Below are 19279 nucleotides of genomic sequence, written 5' to 3'. Positions count from 1 at the left end.
GGAGACCTCCGTGACCCAGCAGTCCAGCGACGCGTTCGACCGCGCGCACTTCCCGTTCCGCCACATCGGCCCCCGACCGGTCGCTGCTGACTCGGCCGAGGTCCCCACGGGCGAGGTCGCGGTGATGCTCGCAGAGCTGGGCTACGACTCGCTCGACGCGCTGGTCGACGCGGCGGTCCCGGACTCGATCCGCACCGACCGCCCGCTCGACCTGCCGGCCGCGCGCACCGAGTCCGAGGTCCTCGCGGACCTGCGGGCCATCGCGGCGAAGAACGTCGTCAAGACGCAGATGATCGGCCTCGGCTACTACGGGACCATCACTCCCCCGGTGATCCGCCGCAACGTGCTCGAGTCCCCCGCCTGGTACACGGCCTACACGCCGTACCAGCCCGAGATCTCGCAGGGTCGCCTCGAAGCGCTCCTCAACTTCCAGACCGTGGTCCTGGACCTCACGGGCCTCGAGGTCGCGAACGCGTCCTTGCTCGACGAGGCCACCGCCGTCGCCGAGGCCGTCGCGCTCATGTGGCGCGCGGCCAAGGGCGGGGCCGGCGTCGTGGCGCTCGACGCCGAGCTGTTCCCCCAGACCGTCGCGGTGACGCGCGCTCGGGCCGAGTCGGTCGGCCTGCCCGTGGTCGTCGTGGACCTGTCCCAGGGGCTCGCGGCAGGCCTCGCGGAGGCAGGTGCCGGGGACGAGAAGCTCATCGGCGTGGTGCTCCAGCAGAGCGGGGCCTCGGGCGTGGTCCGGGACCTGCGGCCGCTCGTCGCCGAGACCAAGGCCCGGGGCGGTCTGGTGACGATCGCCGCCGACCTGCTCGCCCTCACGCTGCTCGTCTCGCCCGGCGAGCTCGGCGCCGACGTCGCGGTGGGCTCGGCCCAGCGCTTCGGCGTCCCGCTCTTCTACGGCGGCCCGCACGCGGCGTTCATGGCGGTCCGCAAGGGCCTCGAGCGCTCGCTCCCGGGCCGCCTGGTCGGCGTCTCGGTCGATGCCGACGGCGACCAGGCCTACCGGCTCGCGCTCCAGACCCGCGAGCAGCACATCCGCCGCGAGAAGGCCACGAGCAACATCTGCACCGCGCAGGCTCTGCTCGCGATCGTCGCGTCGATGTACGCCGTGTACCACGGGCCCGCGGGGCTCCGGGAGATCGCGGAGCGCGTCCACTCGCGCGCCGTGGCGCTCGCCAACGGCCTGCGCGCCGCGGACGTCGAGGTCCGGCACGACGTCTTCTTCGACACGGTCTCGGCCGTGGTCCCGGGCCGCGCGGCGGCTCTCGTCGCCGCCGCCGCCGACGCCGGCATCAACGTGTACAACCCGGACGCAGATCATGTACAGATCGCGTGCGACGAGACGACGACGCCCGACGACGTCCTCGCGCTGGTCGAGGTGTTCGCCACGGGCCAGGATCTCGAGTTCGAGGGCGGCGGCAGCGTGCTGCCGGCCGACGTGCTCCGCACGGCCGACTACCTGACGCACCCGGTCTTCCACCGGCATCGCTCCGAGACCGCGATGCTGCGCTACCTGCGCTCGCTCTCGGACAAAGACCTCGCGCTCGACCGGACCATGATCCCGCTCGGCTCGTGCACCATGAAGCTCAACGCGACCGCCGAGATGGAGGCCATCTCGTGGCCCGAGTTCGCGGACATGCACCCGTTCGTCCCGGCCGAGCAGGCTCTCGGGTACGCCGAGCTGATCGACGGGCTCCAGGCGCAGCTCGCGGAGATCACGGGCTACGCCGGCGTCTCGGTCCAGCCCAACGCCGGGTCGCAGGGCGAGTTCGCCGGCCTGCTCGCGATCCGCGACTACCACCGCTCGCGCGGCGAGGACGGGCGCGACGTGTGCCTCATCCCCGCGTCGGCGCACGGCACGAACGCGGCCTCGGCGGCCCTCGCGGGCATGCGGGTCGTGGTCGTGGCGACGTCCGAGAAGGGCGAGGTCCAGCTCGACGACCTGCGCGCGAAGCTCGAGCAGTACGGCCCCCAGGTCGCGGCGATCATGATCACCTACCCCTCGACGCACGGCGTCTACGAGGAGCACGTGCGCGAGGTCTGCGACCTCGTACATTCTGCCGGTGGACAGGTGTACATCGACGGGGCGAACCTCAACGCGCTCGTCGGGCTCGCCCGCCCGGGCGAGTTCGGCGGCGACGTCTCGCACCTGAACCTGCACAAGACCTTCTGCATCCCGCACGGTGGAGGCGGCCCCGGCGTCGGGCCCGTCGCGGTGGCCGAGCACCTGGTGCCGTTCCTGCCGGGGGACCCGCTCACGGGCGAGGGGGCCTCGCCCGTCTCGGCCGCTCCGTTCGGCTCGGCGGGCATCCTGCCGATCTCCTACGCGTACGTCGCCCTCATGGGACCCGACGGTCTCGAGGCCGCGACCAAGACGGCCGTGCTCGCCGCGAACTACCTGGCCAGCCGCCTGACGGAGCACTTCCCCGTGCTCTACACGGGCGAGACGGGCCTGGTCGCGCACGAGTGCATCCTCGACCTGCGCGGCATCACGGCGCAGACCGGAGTCACGGCCGAGGACGTGGCCAAGCGCCTCATGGACTACGGCTTCCACGCCCCGACGCTGTCGTTCCCCGTCGCGGGCACTCTCATGGTCGAGCCGACCGAGAGCGAGGACCTCGCCGAGCTCGACCGGTTCGTCGACGCGATGGTCGCGATCAAGGCCGAGATCGACCAGGTCGCCGCGGGCGCCTGGGGCATCGAGGAGTCCCCGCTGCGCGGGGCGCCCCACACGGCCGCCGCGGTCGTCTCGGACGCGTGGGACAAGCCGTACTCGCGCGAGGTCGCCGCCTACCCGCTGGCCTCGCTGCGCACCGGCAAGTACTGGCCCCCCGTGCGCCGCATCGACGGCGCCCGGGGTGACCGCAACCTCGTGTGCTCCTGCCCCCCGATCGAGTCGTACTCCTGAGGTCGTCCGGACCGGCGCGACCCCAGGGTCGCGGCGGTCCGGACGACCCCGGGCCCACCCCGCCCTGCCCCGCCCTGTCGGAGCGAGCGTGACGCAGAGGTCACGCAGGCTCCGGCTCCCCCGAGAGGATCACCATGACGGAGTCCGAGCAGCACACCCCGGTCGCTGACCGCCTCAGCCCGCTCCACGACGAGCACGTCGCCCTGGGCGCCTCGCTCACGAGCTTCGGCGGCTGGCAGATGCCGCTGCGCTACACGAGCGACCTGGCCGAGCACCGCGCGGTGCGCGAGGCCGCCGGGCTGTTCGACCTGTCCCACATGGGGGAGATCGAGGTCAGCGGGCCGCAGGCCGCTGCAGCCCTGGACCGGGCGCTCGTCGGCAACCTCTCGGCCGTGGCCGTGGGCCGTGCGCGCTACACCATGATCTGCGCCGAGGACGGCTCGGTCCTGGACGACCTGGTCGTCTACCGCCTGGCCGAGGAGACGTTCCTCGTCGTGGCCAACGCCGGGAACGCCCCGTTGGTGACCCAGGAGCTGGTCCGTCGCTGCGTGGGCTTGGACGCGACCGTCACCGACCAGGCCGCCGAGACCGCGCTCATCGCGGTACAGGGCCCGCGCGCCGAGGAGATCATGACCTTGCTCGTGGCGGCCGAGGACGTACAGGTGGTCAAGGGCCTGAAGTACTACGCATCGCTCACCGCCCAGGTCGCCGGGATCGACGCGCTCGTGGCACGTACCGGCTACACGGGGGAGGACGGCTTCGAGCTGTTCGTCCCGGCCGAGCGCGCGCGTGAGCTGTGGCGGGCCGTGCTCGCGGCGGGGGAGCCCCTGGGGCTGGTCCCGGCAGGCCTCTCGGCCCGCGACTCGCTGCGCCTCGAGGCAGGCATGCCCCTCTACGGCCACGAGCTCGACACCACGACCACGCCGTACGAGGCGGGGCTCGGGCGCGTCGTCAAGCTCGACAAGGTCGACGCCGAGGGCAACCCGCTCGAGTTCGTCGGCCGCGCCGCGCTCGCGTCGCGCAAGGGCGCGCAGCCCGCGCGCGTGCTCGTGGGCCTGCGCGGGCTCGGCAAGCGCCCCGCCCGCGCGGGGTACGCCGTCGTGATCCCGGGCAAGGACCCCGACGTGCAGATCGGGTTCGTGACCTCCGGAGCCCCCTCGCCCACGCTCGGGTACCCGATCGCGATGGCCTACGTGACCCCCGAGTTCAGTGCCGAGGGCACCGAGCTCGCGGTCGACGTCCGTGGGCGCGAGGAGCCGGTGGTGATCGTGCCCACGCCGTTCTACCGTCGTCCCCAGGCGTCCTGACCGGATCCCGCGCAGCGCACCGACCTCGTTCGACGGGCCCCCGGGCCCGCATCTTCCGCACCCGCACCAGCACACCAGGAGCTCCCATGGCCGACTTCCCCGGCAACCTGCAGTACACCGCCGAGCACGAGTGGCTCGACGCCTCGACCCCGGCCGTCATCGGCATCACGAGCACCGCGGCCGAGGCCCTCGGCGACATCGTCTACCTCGAGCTCCCCGAGGTCGGGGCGGCCGTCACGGCCGGCTCCGTGATCGGCGAGGTCGAGTCGACCAAGTCGGTCTCCGAGCTCTACTCCCCGGTCACCGGCACCGTGGCCGAGGTCAACCAGGCGGCGATCGACGACCCGTCGCTCGTCAACGCGGAGCCTTTCGCCGGGGGCTGGCTCATCAAGGTCGACGTGACCGAGACGGGCCCCGTGCTCACGGCCGAGGAGTACAGCGCGCTCGTCGGCGGCTGACTCACCGCCGTCGGACGACGCGGTGACCTGCGGGCGACTCCCCGCCCGACGTGTCGCCGTGCCGCGTGCCCGCATCCTCGGACGCGCCCCGGAGGGCCGGTCTGCGACCTCGTCGCGGGACCGGCCCTTCGTGCTGTCCAGGGTCCGCTCGGCTTGTGGCGTGGCCCTGGTCGGCACACACTGTGAGACGGGTCACATTTCTTGTCGCAACGCAGGAAGGGTGATCTAGGGCACATCGGAGATATCACCTGCTACGGGCAGTCCCGGAAAGAAATCGCGCTGACCTGCGGGAATGCACCTTAGCGAGAGCGAGAAGAGGTCGCTCAGCGAGGCGTCCGAGATTGAGGGTGAAAAACCGCGTCATGAATCACCGGCTGGGCCATCTCTCCCAGTAGCAGCAAGGCACCGGATCGATCCATGACGCGATGGAGAGACCGGTCAGCATCTGGAGGAAGCATGAGCATCATCGAACTGGCCCGGACCGAGTCGCCGGCAACCCAGCTCCCCGCCACGCTCACCCGTCGTGAGCACGTGGTGCTGTCGAACCTCTCCGAGGACATCACCCTGGAGCAGATCGCCACCAAGCTGTTCGTCACGCGCAACACCGTCAAGTCGCAGGTGCGCAGCCTCTACCGCAAGCTCGGCGTCTCGACCCGTGCAGAAGCGGTCGAGTGGGCCAAGGCTGCCGGGATCCGCTGAGCCTCGACGGGGATCAGCATCGAAGCCCGCCGACACGTGTCGGCGGGGCAGCGGGGTCCAGCAGGGTCGTGAGGCCCGTCGTCGCGCCGTGTGACCAGCCGGACACGTGCCGGGTCACGTGCCGTCACACCGGGCGTGAAACACTCCGCGTATGACTCTCCGCCGACTCGTGGTCGCTGCGGCCGTCGTCGACGACCTTGCCACGCCCCGCCTCCTGCTCGCCGCACGCCGTTCGCGGCCTGTGGAGCTGGCCGGGCGCTGGGAGTTCCCCGGCGGCAAGGTGGACCCGGGGGAGACCCCCGTCGACGGGCTGCACCGTGAGCTCCGTGAGGAGCTGGGCGTGCAGGTCGAGCTCGGTGCAGAGCTCCTCGGTCCCGACGACGGCGGCTGGAACATCACGGACCGCCACGTCATGCGCCTGTGGCTCGCGCGCATCGTCGACGGAGAGCCCGAGCCCCTGGTCGAGCACGACGCCCTGCGCTGGCTTCCCGCGGGCGAGTGGGGGAGCGTCGACTGGCTGGACGGGGACGTCCGGATCGTCGAGGCCCTCAGCGACTGGGTGGAGCAGGAAGCCGTCTGACCCAGGTCTCGACCTGTTGCCGGCTCCGCAGCCGCACGAGCGCGACGGGCGGGTCCTGCTGGGCCACGACCGTCGGGAGGTCGCGCAACGACCGGCGCGTCGACCATGCCCACCGGACGATGTGGTCACGGTCCGTGAAGATCGTCCAGAGCGGCGGTTCGACGTTCCCGTTCCACAGCACCTCCCGGTGCACGGCCCGGCGTACCGTGCGTGCCACGACCTGACGCAGGGTGGTCGCGGTGGGCAGGTCGAGCCACACGACGAGCTCGGCCTCGTCCAGCAGGAGCGGGCGCACGGCGCGGTACTGCCACTCCGTGACGAACGCCTCCTGCCCGACGACGGCACGCACGTCCTCGACGAACGTCGGCCGGGGTGTCCAGGCGGGGCCGTGGAAGAGCGCGTCGATCTCGGTGCACGGCAGGTCGAGGCGCGCGGCGAGCCGTCGTGCGAGCGTCGTCTTGCCCGAGCCGGACACGCCGGCCACGAGGATGCGGCGAGGGACGTGCCCGAGGTGCGCGACGACGTCGTCCAGGGGTCCGAGGGTCGTGTGCACCCCGGGACACTACCGGACGTCGCGTGCGGCTCAGCCGTCGGCGGGCTCCCGGGCAGGGGAGTCCTCGGCCGGCGCCTCGTCGGCCGGGACGCTCTGCTCGCCCAGGTGCTTGGGGGTCCATCCCGTGCTGACGGCCCCGATCATCTGCGGGGGAGTGTGCTTGCGGGCCCAGGCCTTGAACACGAGGTACATGACGATCACCAGGACGTAGCGCAGCATGGCGAGCAGCGACTGGACCGTGGGCTCGCCGCACCCGAGCGTGGCCGAGGTGTCGTTGAGCGAGTGGACCACCATGACCAGCAGGATCCCGCCGAGCGCGGCGGGCGTCCCCTTGCGGCCGTACAGGTGCCAGGCCCGCCAAGCGATGGCGACCGCGATGCCCGTGAAGAGCCAGTGGAACGGCGAGACCCCGAAGATCCGAGCGACCTGCGCCGCGATGACCGACGCGGTGGTCGCCGCAGGAGTCTCTCCTCCGCAGAAGGCCGGCCCGGACGCCGCAGCCGTCTGGTAGGCGTAGAGCGTGGTCTCGGCGATCGCGAACCCGAACCCGGAGGCGAGGCCGATCGCGACGCCCGCCCGCGGGTTGCGGTAGGTACCGAGCAGGAACAGGGCGATCGGGACGAGGAGCTTGGAGGTCTCCTCGGTCAGGCCGACCAGGGCCGTCGCGAGCGAGATCCCACCGATCGAGCCGGTCAGGTCGTTGAGGTTCAGGCCGACGAGGAACGTCGCCCCGGCCGAGGCGACCGCGACCGCCACGATCTGCCCGAGCCCGATCACCTCGGGCAGCGCGAGCTGTCGGGCCACGAACCCGTAGAAGGCCCAGCAGACCAGGGCCATGGCCAGGAAGCTCGTGACGGCGATGACGTGCACGTTCTCGGTGGACCGGTAGAGCGTGGTTCCCGCGAGGAGCACGACGCCCGCGCCGACGAGCGGCCAGACCCACTGTCCCCAGAAGCGGCCGCGGAAGTGGTGGCCGCGGTTCGCCGCCTCGGTGCCCGCGGTGACGCGGGCCGTCCAGGCCTGGCCGTCCCAGAAGCGACGGCGCGCGGCCTTCGAGGCCGGGTCGGGGTGCCACCGGGCCGGGGGAGCGTCGGGGCGCCGCGGAGCCAGCCGCCAGGCGGCGTAGAAGCCTGCGGCGAGCAGGACCGCGCCGAGAACGTTGAGAAGAAGCACCATCATGGCTTCAGCCAATCACTGGGAATCGTCGAGAAGAGCTGGTGGGGCGCGACACGCCGTCGACCGGTGGCCGAGACGGTTCGCGCGTCCCCATGCACCGAGTCTCTCCCGGACGAGCGCGTCGGCCGTCGGTCGCACTGACGATCCCTGGGGAGGCACGTACTGCGTCCGCAGCAGCTGCCCCGACCTGCGTCGATGCGCCGTGCGGATCAGGTCCGCAGGTATCGTCGGACGGTGGAACCAGACCGCGCGCGACCGACCGGCACGCGCCGTGCGCGGCTCGCCCGCCCGGCCGCGCGCTGGGGCGGCCAACCCGTGACGGCGCGCGACGCCGTCGGGGCACTGGTCCTGCTCCTGGTGCTCGCGGTGCCCCAGGTCGTCGCCCCCGAGAGGTACGCGAGCACCGTGGCCTCGGTCGTCGCGCTCGTGGTCGCGTGCGTGGGGCTCGTGTGGCGTCGGGCGCACCCGTCGGTCGCGTTCGGCGTGGCCCTGGCCGCGATGGTCGGATCGGCGGCGATCGACGCCGACTCGTCGCTCGCGTTCGCCCCCGGGCTCGTCGCGACCTACTCGGTCGCCGCGTACGCAGGGCGGCGCGAGGCGGCCTGCGCGACGCTGGCCATGATCGTGGCCTACCCGGCCGTGCTCGTCCTCGTGGGCGGCAAGGAACCGTTCGGGTCCTACGTCGTGCTCGTCGTGGTCCTGATCGTCCTCGCGGCGGCGCTGGGCGCGGCGGTCGGCGCGCAGCGCGCCGTCGTCGCGGCGGCGCGCGACCGTGCCGTGCGCGCCGAGGAGTCCCGGGAGGCCGAGGCCGCTCGGCGGGTCACCCAGGAACGGCTGCGCATCGCCCGCGAGCTGCACGACGTCGTCGCGCACCACGCGGCCGTCATCAGCGTGCAGGCGGGTGCGGCCGAGGCGCTCTTCGACAAGCGTCCCGACCTGGCCCGGGAGGCGATCGGGCACGCGCGCGACGCGGGGGAGCGGGTCCTGTCCGAGATGTCGTCGCTCCTGCACCTCCTGCGCGACGCCGACGAACCAGGTGCCTCCGCCCCTGCGCCGGGGCTGGCCGACCTTCCGCGCCTCCTCGACGAGGCGCGGTCCACGGGCCTCGAGGTCGTTGAGCGGACCGTCGGTGTCCCGCGCAGCCTGTCACCGGTGCTGGACCTCACGGTCTTCCGGGTGGTCCAGGAGGCGTTGACCAACGCGCACCGGTACGGCACCGGGCGGGCGGAGCTGAGCGTGGTGCACGGTGCGGACTCGGTCGTCGTCGAGGTGGTCAACCCCCTGCCGTCGCGGACGGCGGTCGGCTCCGACGGCGCGGCCGGCCAGAAGCGTGCGGCTGGCGCGTCCGGCCCTGTCGCCGCGCACGGGAGCGGGTTGGGGCTCGTGGGGCTCCGCGAGCGGGTCGCCGCGGTCGGCGGCACGGTCGAGACGGGCTCGCGCGAGGGTTCCTGGATCGTCCGGGTCTCGCTGCCCGTGCCTGCGGCGACCGCAGACCGACCCGCCCGGGCAGGCGCCACCGATGCCGTGCGACCCGCCCCCCAGGAGGCCCCGTGACCGTCCGTGTACTCGTCGTCGATGACCAGGAGCTCATCCGGGCGGGCTTCGCCGCGCTGCTCGGGGTGAGCGAGGGTATCGAGGTCGTGGGGGAGGCGGCCGACGGGGCCCGGGCGGTCGAGCTGGCGCGAGACCTGCGACCGGACGTCGTCGTGATGGACCTCCGGATGCCGGGGACGGACGGGATCTCCGCGACCGCGCAGATCGTCGGCGACCCCGCGCTCGCCGACGTGCACGTGCTCGTCCTGACGACGTTCGAGGACGACGAGCACGTGATCGGTGCGCTGCGTGCCGGGGCTGCCGGGTTCCTGGGCAAGGGCGTGCGCCCGCAGGTCCTCGTGGACGCGGTGCGCACCGTCGCGGCGGGTGACTCGCTCCTGTCCCCGCAGGCCACCCGGAGCCTGATCGCGCGGGCGGTCACGACCGAGCCGCGTCCCAGCGTCGACGGTGAGGCGTTCCGGTCGCTCACCGGCCGTGAGCGCGAGGTCGTCCTGCTGGTCGCGGAGGGGATGAGCAACGACGACATCTCGGTGAGGCTGCACGTCACGCCGCTCACGGCCAAGACGCACGTGAACCGTGCGATGTCGAAGCTCGGGGCCCGTGACCGGGCCCAGCTCGTGGTCCTTGCGTACCGGTCGGGGCTCGTCACGGGCGAGGCCTGAGCGCGAACGGGCCTTCTCGGCGTGCAGGCCGGGGGGAACTGTGCACTACTACTGAGCGGTAGGTTTCAACTTTTGATTGACAGGCGATAGAAGTCGGCCTAGATTCCTACCAGGTGGTCGAGGAAGACCGCCGTAGTAGCAGGTAGATACATCGCATTCCAGGATCTTCCGGATCGCTCGAGCAGTGTGAGCGCTCATCCTGCCGGGCGACCGGTGACCAGTCGGTGCCACCTGTCAGCGATGACGGAGAACACCACCACTCGACGGCGAGGGGAGGACGACGACGGTGGCGAGGGCGGGAGTGCCCGGGGAGCCACCGCCACGAGACACAAAAAGACCGGACCACCCGTGATCCCGCTGTCTCAGCAGCGAGCGGTGGCCCGGTCCGGCGATGAACCCCCATGAGGAGCTGCATCACTGTGAAGTCTATTCCTGCACGAAGGACCGCGAGATCAAGGGTGGTCGCCGCGTCTCTCGCGGGCGTCCTGGCCCTGACGGGGCTCGCGGCCGCAACCGGCCCGGCGACGGCCCACGACGGCGTCGACCACGGCGCAGAGCCCGGCGCGGAGGCCGCGCTCGACTGGTCCAACTACGAGAAGATCCTGCTGACCAAGGACGTCGGCGAGCCCATCGACCTGGCGATCCTGCCCGACGGCAAGATCCTGCACACCGCCCGCAACGGCGACGTCCGGCTCACCGACCCCGAGACCGGCATCACGTCCATCACCAACAAGATCCCCGTGTACGCGAACTCGGAGGACGGTCTCCAGGGCATCGGGATCGACCCGAACTTCGCGGAGAACGGCTGGGTCTACCTCTCCTACGCACCGCTCAGCGGGACCCCGACCGGCTCGGCCCCCAACACCCTCCCGGCAGGCGCCGACGAGAGCTACTGGGACCAGTGGAAGGGCGTCAACCGCCTCTCCCGGTTCAAGTGGACGGGCACGGGTCTCGACCTGGCCTCCGAGCAGAAGATCATCGACATCGAGGTCCAGCGCGGTCAGTGCTGCCACGTCGGCGCGGACATGGACTGGGACGCCGACGGCAACCTCTACCTGTCGAGCGGTGACAACACCCCCGCGAGCGCGCCCGGGGCCAACGGCTTCGCGCCCAACAACGACGCCCCCGGGATGAACCCCGGCCTGGACTCGCGTCGCGGTGCGGGCAACACCAACGACCTGCGCGGCAAGATCCTCCGGATCAAGGTCCAGGACGACGGCACGTACACGATCCCCGAGGGCAACCTCTTCCCGGTCGGTACCGAGAAGACCCGCCCCGAGATCTTCGTGATGGGCGTCCGCAACCCCTTCCGCATCGACGTGGACCCCGAGACGAACAGCCTCTCGTGGGGCGACTACGGCCCCGACGCGGCCAACGCGGACCCGAACCGTGGCCCCATGGGCTACGTCGAGTGGAACACCGTGAGCCTCGACGACCCGCACAACGCGGGCTGGCCCTACGTGCACGGCCCCAACGCGCCCTACAACGAGTGGAACTTCGCGACGAGCACCCCCGGGGCGTTCTTCGACCCGGCCGCGCTCAAGAACAACTCGCGCTGGAACACGGGCCTCGTCGACCTGCCCCCGGCCCGCGCCGCGACGCTCTACTACGGTGACCGCCCCGGCGACCAGCCGTGGGACGAGCTCGTGAACTTCGGCACCGGCAGCGGCCAGGCCCCCATGGGAGCCCCCGTCTACCACTACGACGCCGAGAACCCCTCGACGTCCAAGCTCCCCGAGCACTGGGACAACAAGGCGTTCTTCGGCGAGTTCTCGCAGGACTACCTCGCGGCCTTCACGGTCGACTGGGAGACCTACGAGGTCACGCACATCGAGGACTTCACGCCGAACGCCGAGCTCGCCAAGAACGCGCAGCCGCTCAACGACAACATGATCGACATGGAGTTCGGGCCCGACGGCTCGCTCTACGTGCTCGACTACGGCGACGGCTTCTTCCGCGCCAACCCGGACGCCGGCCTCTACAAGGTGTCCTACGCCGAGGGCAACAAGGCGCCCCAGGCTCGCTTCACCGCGACCCCCACCTCGTCGTCCGAGGCCCCGCTCACCGTGGCGTTCGACGCGAGCAGCTCGAGCGACCCCGACGGCGACGCCCTCACCTACCAGTGGGACTTCGACGGCAACGGCACGTTCGACGCCACGGGGATCACCGCGAGCCACACCTACACGACCCTCGGTCAGTACAACGCCCGTCTGCGCGTCACCGACGCCAAGGGCAAGTTCACGCTGACCTCCAAGGTCATCTCGGTCGGCAACCAGGCCCCCGTGGTCACGGTCGACTACCCCGGTGACGGCTCGTTCTTCAGCTGGGGTCAGGCAGTTCCCTTCAAGGTCTCCACGCAGGACGCCGAGGACGGCACCGCGACGGCCTGCAACCGCGTCGCATGGACCTACGGTCTGGGCCACGACGAGCACGCCCACCCCGAGGTCTCGGGCACGGGCTGCACGGGCGCCTGGAAGACGTCGCCCGACTCGCCGCAGCACGGTGAGGGCGCGCACATCTACGGCGCGGTCGTCGTCTCCTACACCGACAACGGCCACAACGGCCTGCCCGCCGCTCCCGGCGAGGCGACCGTCCAGCTGAACCCGTTCGTCCAGCAGGCCGAGCACGCCAAGAGCAAGGGCGTCGTGGCGTACGAGGACGAGACGGCGGGTGCCGGTCAGGCGATCCGCGGCCTCGGCAACGGTGACCACCTGTCCTACAGCCCGGTGAACTTCGCCGGGATCACGGGCGTCAAGGTCGTCGCCAACGGTGGCGGACAGCTCCAGCTCCGCTGGGGTGCGGCCGACGCCGCGCCGTTCGCCACGGCCCAGATCCCCGCCGGCGCAGGCTGGAAGGAGGTCACGGTGCCGTTCACGAACGCCCCGCAGGGTTCGGGCACGCTGTTCGTGACCTCGGCCAACGAGCTGGCCGTCGACTCGTTCGACTTCCAGGGTGTGGGCGTCGGTGACGTCAAGGCGCCGACGATCAAGCACACGCTCGACCCGGCAGCGCCCACGGGCGTCGGCGGCGTCTACAACAAGGCCGTGCGCATGAACCTCGACGTCAAGGACGACGGCGCTCTCGCGAGCGTCCAGTACTCGACCAACAACGGCCAGTCCTGGACGAACGTGGCCGCGGCCAGCGGCGCGTACAGCGTCAACTTCACGACCAACGGCGTGCGGAACCTGCAGTACCGCGCGACCGACACGGGCGGCAACGTCTCCACGGTCGGGTCGGTCTCCTTCACGATCGACCTCGCGGCGCCGAACGAGCCCACGGTCTCGTCGGTCACCAAGGTCGCCGTGCCGGCAGCCCGCGTCTCGTACGGGGCACCGGGCGAGGCCACGGTCACCGTCACGGGCGAGGGTGGCACGCCGACCGGCGACGTCGTCCTCACCTCGGGCGACACCGAGGTCGGTCGCGGGACCCTCGTCGACGGCGTGGCCACGGTCGCGCTCGACCCGTCGCTCGCCGTCGGGACGCACACCCTCAAGGCGAGCTACCAGGCCGACCAGGTCTTCAAGAAGTCCTCGTCGACCGTGCGCCTCACGGTCGCCGCGGCGTCCTCGACGGTCTCGGGCTCGGTCTCGCCCAACCCGGTCAAGCCGTCGATCGCCGCCAAGGCGACCATCTCGGTCGAGAGCTCGACCGGTGTCGTCGCCACGGGCGACGTCACGGTCACGGTCAAGCGCAACAACGCCACGGTCGCGACCCGCACCGGGACGCTCGACGCCGAGGGCAACGTCGTCGTGACGCTCCCGAAGCTCCCCGAGGTCGGCACCTACAAGGTCGAGATCGCCTACCAGGGCTCGACCGGCGTCACCAAGAGCGCGACGTCGCTCAACCTCACCGTCCGCAACTAGGCACGTGGTGGCCCGGGGCTCGCGCCCCGGGCCACCGAACCTCACCTCGAAGGAGAGACATGAGTTCACACGAGCACCACCACGAGTCCATCCCGGCTCGCCCGATGAGCCGGCGGAACCTGCTCAAGGCCCTCGCGGCCTCGACGGTCGCCGTCGGTGTGGGCGCGGCGATCGGCCCGACCGCGGCATCCGCCCTGGGCGGCGTCGCCGCAGCACCGAGCAGCGGCCGCAACCGCCTCGTCCCCGTCAACCGCATCGGCATCCAGCTCTACACGGTGCGCGACAAGGTCAGTTCGCTCGGCTTCCGGGCCGTGTTCGAGGAGCTCGCCGACATCGGCTACTCCGAGGTCGAGTTCGCCGGGTACACGCAGGGCAACGTCGGCCCGATCACCATCCCGGAGATCCGCCAGCTGCTCGACGACAACGGCCTGCGGGCCGTCGGGACGCACGCGACCCTCAACCCGGGCAACATCGACGCCGAGATCGAGAAGGCGCTCATCCTCGGGATGCCGCACATCGGTCAGGGTGGCCCCATCAACAACACCCCGACCGTGGCTGCGTGGACCGCCGCGGCGAACACGTGGAACCAGATGGGCGTCAAGACCAAGGCCGCAGGCCTCAAGCTCTACGCGCACAACCACGACGGCGAGTTCCGCTTCACCACGGACGACCCGACGCGCCGCGTGTACGACCTGCTGTGGGACGAGTTCGACCCCGAGCTCGTCTTCTTCGAGATGGATGTCTTCTGGGCGCACGTCGGCAAGCACAAGTACCCCGGGTTCGAGCCCATCGACTACATCAAGCGCGACCCGCGCCGCTTCCCGATGCTCCACCTCAAGGACGGCAAGACCAACACGGGCAGCGCCAACGGCTACGACATCATCGAGTTCGGCGAGGGCAACATCGACTACCAGGCCTTCCTGTCGCAGCTGCGCACGCGCGGCCAGCACTTCGGCCTGTTCGAGCAGGACAACGCCAGCTCGGTCGCCGCACCGCCGAACCCCCTGAACTCCCTGGGCAACGCACGGCGCAGCTACACCTCCATCTACGGCCTTCGCGGCTGAACCACCGAGAAAACAGGAGATTCGCCATGAAGTGGAAGGTTTCAGCAGCCGCTGCCGCAGCGTTCGCGCTGATCGCGGTCGGTGCACCAGCAGCGCACGCCGCCGTCACGAGCTGCACGACCGAGCTCGACGACACGGTCATCGCGGGTGACCTGGTCGTCCCCGCGGGAGCGACCTGCGTCCTCGGCGGGACCACGGTCCAGGGCTCGATCACGGTCGGCGACGACGCGTGGCTCGACGCGACCGAGGCAGTCATCGAGGGTGACGTCGTCGCGACCGACGCGTACGGCGTCCTGATCGACGGGGCGAGCGTGGGGGGCGACATCAGCTCGTACACCGCCGGTTCGCGCGTCGGGTTCCTCTACCTGTACGACCTGCGCGTGGCCGGCAGCGTCGCGGCGGGCGGGGTCGACGTCGAGATCTCGGACTCGAAGATCTCGGGCAACCTCTCGACGCAGGCCGCGACGTACGTCGACCTGCTGCGCACGAGCGTGGGCGGCGACGTGACGCTCGGCGACAGCGACTTCGGCGTGAGCGTCGGCGGCGCGGTCGTCGGCGGCAGCCTGTCCGTGACGGGCACGTCGCGCGACGCGCTGATCGGCGCGACGAGCGACGGGTCGGCTGACCAGTGGGGCAACACGGTGGGTGGGGACCTCGTCCTGACCGGCAACACCGCGAACCTCCAGGTCGCGGGCACCACGGTCCACGGGGCCGTGCGCCTCGCGGACAACGCACCGGCCGCGAACTTCGGTCCGGGCAACACCGCGGGCTCGGTCGAGGGCGACCTCACCGGCACGGCCCCCGGTGCGCTCGCGGCGGGCGACCAGTCGGTCGCCGTCGTGATCCCCGAGCCCCGTCCGGGCGAGCTCACGTGGAGCCTCGAGGGTTCCTCGGGCCTCGTCGACCTGGGCGTGGCCGAGGAGCAGGGCGACCACTTCGCGGCCTCGGGCGACCTCGTCCCGGTCCGCGTCACGGACACCCGCATCAACGCCCCGGCGTGGTCGGTGTCCGCACAGGTCGGCGACTTCGTCGCGGGCGGCGAGACGGTGTCCGGCAAGTACCTCGGCTGGACGCCCGCGCTCCAGGAGAACGACGGCGGAGCGGTCGCGGGTGCGGCCGTCGCCTCGGGCTTCGTCGAGGGTGACGGCCTGTCCGTCGCCCGCACCCTGGGCAGCGCGGAGGCCGGGCACGCCCGCGGCTCCGCGGTCATCGGGGCGGAGCTCGACCTGAAGCTCCCGCTCACGGTGAACGAGGGGACGTACAACGCGACGCTGACGCTCACGGCGCTCAGCTAGTCGCGAGTGATCGTGGTGCCGGCCGGCCCGTTTCTCCGCGGGCCGGCCGGCGCCACCGTTCGACAGCTCTCCTGACCGGCCGCCCTCCTGACGGGCAGCTCTCCTGAGGGGCCACGGACGGCCGTCCCGACGCGACGGACCGCCCGGCCACTCTCGGTCGGAACCCACGAAAGCAGGCACGACCATGGCGACCCAGCACCTCTCCCTCCCGGCCGCGCGCGACGGCGCGAGCCCGGCCGCGCAGGCGACGCAGGACCCGCGCTCGGCGCAGCGCAACGTGCGTGCGCATCAGCGGGAGAACGGCCACAGCCACGCGCTGTGGCTCCTCGCCGTGCTGGCCGTGACCCTGGTCGTGGGCCTGCTGGTCTCGCTGGTCGCCCCGACCGCCTCGGCCGTCGCCTCGTCCGCCCCCGCGCGGACCGCCGCGCTCCCGCACGCGGTGAGCGCCGCCGTCGGGCAGGTGGATCCCGCCGCGCCCGCGCCGGACGCCTCCGCCGAGCCCGACGCCCCCGCGGTGACCACCCCGGTCACCTGGGGCGTGCGCCCCGCCGACACCGTGCACGGCACCGACCGCCCCAACTACGCCTACGGCCTCGACCCCGGGACGAGCCTCGACGACGCGATCATCGTCTCCAACTACACCGAGGGGCCGCTGACGTTCCGCGTCTACGCGGCCGACGGGTACATGACCGAGGCCGGCGAGCTCGACCTGCTGCCCGCGGGCGAGGAGTCGCAGGCGCTCGGCTCGTGGGTCACGTTCGAGGCCGAGGACGTCACGATCGAGGGCGGTGGCACCGCGGTCGTGCCCTTCACCGTGACCGTCCCCGCCGAGGCGACGCCGGGCGACTACGCGGCGGGCGTCGTGTCCTCGCTGCTCGTCGAGAACGCCGAGGGCGTGAGCGTCGACCGCCGCCTCGGCTCGCGCATGCACCTGCGCGTCGCGGGCGACCTGGTCCCGGCCGTCGTGGTCGACGACGTGTCGGTCACCTACGACGGCACCCTCAACCCCTTCGCCGCGGGCAGCGCGGTCGTCACGTTCACGGTCACGAACGACGGCAACACGCGTCTGGCCCCGGGCCAGTCCGTGCGCGTCGCCGGGCCGTGGGGTGCGGGCGCGCAGAGCGCACCGCGCGTCGACCTCCCCGAGATGCTCCCCGGCACGTCGCTGACGCGGACCGTGACGGTCGACGGCGTCTGGCCCCTGGGCCGGGTCAAGGGCTCGGTCACGGTCTCCGCGGAGGTCGTGACAGCGATCGGTGCGGCCGACGCCGCGCCCCTGCCGGTCGCGCCCGCCACGGGTTCCGCGTCCACCTTCGCCGTGCCGTGGTCCGCGCTCGCGCTGCTCGTCCTGGTGGTCGGGGGCGTCGTCCTGCAGCGGCGGGGTGCCCGACGGCGGCGCGCGAGCGACGAGCGCAAGGTCGCCGAGGCCGTGGCCCAGGCGCTCAAGGAACGCGACGAGCAGCCCGTCGTCTGAGACGAACGGTAGCGGTCAGGACGACGACGGGCCGGCCCGTCGACCCCCTCGGGGAGCCGACCGGTCGGCCCTCTCGTGTCGACCGACGTCGCCTGGCACCGAGCGTGCGGGGTCCCCGCGCGTGCCGGACCGGGGCGTCCGACGACAGATCATGCGCCCCGAGCGACAGGTTGTGCACAGGGCCGTGAGCGCCTGGTGATCCGGTGCTTGACTGCCGACGACGCCCTGTCCCCGCGGACGGGTGTCGCCGCAGTCCCCACGACGAGGGGTCGACCGCAGCAGTCGCGGCCCTCGTGTCCGGATCAGGCGCACGGACGAGTCGTCCTCGGCGTCCTGTCAGCAAGGAGCACAACGCAGTGAGCACTCCCCCCACGGCACCATCGCCGACGACGAGCCCTCGGTCCCCGTTCGGTCGGTTGCGGGTGGGGTGGTCGTCGTTCGCGGAGCGTCGGCCGGGGTTGGCTCAGTTCGTGGTGTTCTTCGTGTTGAGCAATGGTGTGACGGTGTTGCAGTTGGCGTTGATGCCGGCGTTCAAGGCTGTGTTCGGGATGACGTCGTTGGTGGACACGAGCTTTCAGGTGTTGGCGGTGGGGTCGAATCCGGATGGGTCGCCGTTCTACCTGTTCGACTATGCCGCGGGTGGGTTGCCTGAGGGTGGGGGTGGGTTGGCGTACTTCTTGGCGGTGCAGGTGACGTTGTTGATCGCGCAGGTGATCAACTTCTTCGCTCAGCGCAACGTGACGTTCAAGTCGAACACGAACATCTGGCGGGCGGCGTTCTGGTACACGGTGGCGTACGTGGTGATCACGTTCGCGGCGGCGGCGTTGCAGGGGTGGTACAAGGCGCCGGTGTACGAGCTGTTGATCGACACGTGGGGGATGGGTAAGACGGGGGAGACGGTGGCCGACATGGTCACGATGATGATCAACGCCGTTCTATCCTTCTGGGTGTTCTTCCCGATCTTCAAGGTCATCTTCAAGCGTGAGCCCGAGCCCGCTGAGCCTGCTGGGGTGGATGTGTCGTCGGTCCGTGCGGGCCAGGAAGTCTGAAGAGTGTTGTCCTGATGAGCAAGCTGTTGACGATCGTGGTGCCGTGCTACAACTCTGCGGCGTACATGGAGCGGTGCATCGAGTCGTTGTTGCCTGGTGGTGACCTGGTCGAGATCTTGATCGTGAACGATGGGTCCTTCGATGCCACGGGGGCGGTCGCGGACCGGTACGCGGACGCGTATCCGGGGGTGGTGACCGCGATCCATCAGGTCAACGGTGGGCACGGGGCGGCGATCAACACCGGGCTCGGGCACGCGCGGGGGGCGTTCATCAAGATCGTGGATTCTGACGACTGGCTCGACCCGGACGCCTACCGCCGGGTCCTGGAGACGTTGGGCGGGTTCGCCGCGGCCGGGACCGGGGTGGACGTGCTGGTCTCGAACTTCGTCTACGAGAAGGTCGACAAGCGTAAGAAGACCGCGGTGCGTTACACCAACGCGCTGCCCAGGAACCGGGTCATGGGCTGGGACCAGGTCGGCCGTTTCCGTAAGTCGCAGTACATCTTGATGCACTCGTTGATCTACCGCACCGACCTGCTGCGCGAGGTGGGTCTGGTCCTGCCCGAGCACTCGTTCTACGTCGACAACCTCTACGCCTACGCGCCGCTGCCCGCGGTGCGGACCTTGTACTACCT

At 71.3% G+C, this 19279-nt stretch carries 15 protein-coding genes; 13 read left to right on the top strand and 2 right to left on the bottom strand.

Annotation, left to right across the window (positions count from 1 at the left end):
- Nucleotides 1-10: 10 nt before the first annotated feature.
- The 5 genes from gcvP to ACIPWA_RS16170 all read left to right on the top strand — a co-directional run bounded on the left by gcvP (nt 11) and on the right by ACIPWA_RS16170 (nt 5955).
- Entirely contained in the window at nt 11-2911 is a 2901-nt protein-coding gene (gene gcvP, locus ACIPWA_RS16190; protein ID WP_400291638.1) for an aminomethyl-transferring glycine dehydrogenase, read from the top strand.
- A 134-nt stretch (nt 2912-3045) separates the two neighbouring features.
- Entirely contained in the window at nt 3046-4218 is a 1173-nt protein-coding gene (gene gcvT, locus ACIPWA_RS16185) for a glycine cleavage system aminomethyltransferase GcvT (RefSeq protein ID WP_400291637.1), read from the top strand.
- An 86-nt stretch (nt 4219-4304) separates the two neighbouring features.
- Nucleotides 4305-4676, top strand: a complete 372-nt coding sequence (gene gcvH / locus ACIPWA_RS16180; protein ID WP_068706866.1) for a glycine cleavage system protein GcvH — start codon at nt 4305-4307, stop codon at nt 4674-4676.
- A 456-nt stretch (nt 4677-5132) separates the two neighbouring features.
- Nucleotides 5133-5375, top strand: a complete 243-nt coding sequence (locus tag ACIPWA_RS16175; RefSeq protein WP_068626700.1) for a helix-turn-helix domain-containing protein — start codon at nt 5133-5135, stop codon at nt 5373-5375.
- Nucleotides 5376-5526: 151 nt separating this feature from the next.
- The gene (locus tag ACIPWA_RS16170; RefSeq protein WP_056648005.1) at nt 5527-5955 is read left to right on the top strand and encodes a (deoxy)nucleoside triphosphate pyrophosphohydrolase; all 429 of its coding nucleotides are present in this window, start codon (nt 5527-5529) and stop codon (nt 5953-5955) included.
- Here the strand turns inward: ACIPWA_RS16170 and ACIPWA_RS16165 are convergent.
- Nucleotides 5924-6508 (bottom strand): P-loop NTPase family protein, encoded by a 585-nt coding sequence (locus ACIPWA_RS16165; RefSeq protein WP_400291636.1) that lies wholly within the window; start codon nt 6506-6508, stop codon nt 5924-5926. The two genes, ACIPWA_RS16170 and ACIPWA_RS16165, sit on opposite strands and share 32 nt — an antisense overlap.
- A gap of 30 nt (nt 6509-6538) precedes the next feature.
- Nucleotides 6539-7687: a PrsW family glutamic-type intramembrane protease gene (locus ACIPWA_RS16160; RefSeq protein WP_400291635.1), complete on the bottom strand. Its 1149-nt coding sequence runs from the start codon at nt 7685-7687 to the stop codon at nt 6539-6541.
- A 231-nt stretch (nt 7688-7918) separates the two neighbouring features.
- On the opposite strand from ACIPWA_RS16160, the gene ACIPWA_RS16155 reads away from it, so the two are divergent.
- From ACIPWA_RS16155 to ACIPWA_RS16120, 8 genes are all read left to right on the top strand, one after another.
- The gene (locus tag ACIPWA_RS16155; RefSeq protein ID WP_400291634.1) at nt 7919-9238 is read left to right on the top strand and encodes a sensor histidine kinase; all 1320 of its coding nucleotides are present in this window, start codon (nt 7919-7921) and stop codon (nt 9236-9238) included.
- Nucleotides 9235-9900 carry a response regulator transcription factor gene (locus ACIPWA_RS16150; RefSeq protein ID WP_056647997.1) on the top strand — a complete coding sequence of 222 codons (666 nt, stop codon included), beginning with the start codon at nt 9235-9237 and terminating at the stop codon, nt 9898-9900. The genes ACIPWA_RS16155 and ACIPWA_RS16150 overlap by 4 nt, the downstream gene beginning before the upstream one ends.
- A gap of 458 nt (nt 9901-10358) precedes the next feature.
- Nucleotides 10359-13763, top strand: a complete 3405-nt coding sequence (locus tag ACIPWA_RS16145; RefSeq protein WP_400291633.1) for a PQQ-dependent sugar dehydrogenase — start codon at nt 10359-10361, stop codon at nt 13761-13763.
- Nucleotides 13764-13822: 59 nt separating this feature from the next.
- Nucleotides 13823-14827 (top strand): TIM barrel protein, encoded by a 1005-nt coding sequence (locus ACIPWA_RS16140; RefSeq protein ID WP_068626708.1) that lies wholly within the window; start codon nt 13823-13825, stop codon nt 14825-14827.
- A gap of 26 nt (nt 14828-14853) precedes the next feature.
- Nucleotides 14854-16122 (top strand): hypothetical protein, encoded by a 1269-nt coding sequence (locus ACIPWA_RS16135; RefSeq protein ID WP_400291632.1) that lies wholly within the window; start codon nt 14854-14856, stop codon nt 16120-16122.
- A gap of 184 nt (nt 16123-16306) precedes the next feature.
- The gene (locus ACIPWA_RS16130; protein WP_400291631.1) at nt 16307-17596 is read left to right on the top strand and encodes a DUF916 domain-containing protein; all 1290 of its coding nucleotides are present in this window, start codon (nt 16307-16309) and stop codon (nt 17594-17596) included.
- Nucleotides 17597-18066: 470 nt separating this feature from the next.
- Nucleotides 18067-18645: a hypothetical protein gene (locus tag ACIPWA_RS16125; RefSeq protein WP_400291630.1), complete on the top strand. Its 579-nt coding sequence runs from the start codon at nt 18067-18069 to the stop codon at nt 18643-18645.
- A gap of 14 nt (nt 18646-18659) precedes the next feature.
- Nucleotides 18660-19279, top strand: a 620-nt coding sequence (locus ACIPWA_RS16120; RefSeq protein ID WP_400291629.1) for a glycosyltransferase family 2 protein, incomplete at its 3' end; no start/stop codon positions are given.

It is taken from the genome of Oerskovia enterophila (genome assembly GCF_044748475.1).
Lineage (GTDB): Bacteria > Actinomycetota > Actinomycetes > Actinomycetales > Cellulomonadaceae > Oerskovia > Oerskovia enterophila.
Note: the sequence above shows the minus strand (reverse complement) of the source record. Positions and strands in the feature narration are given on the sequence as shown.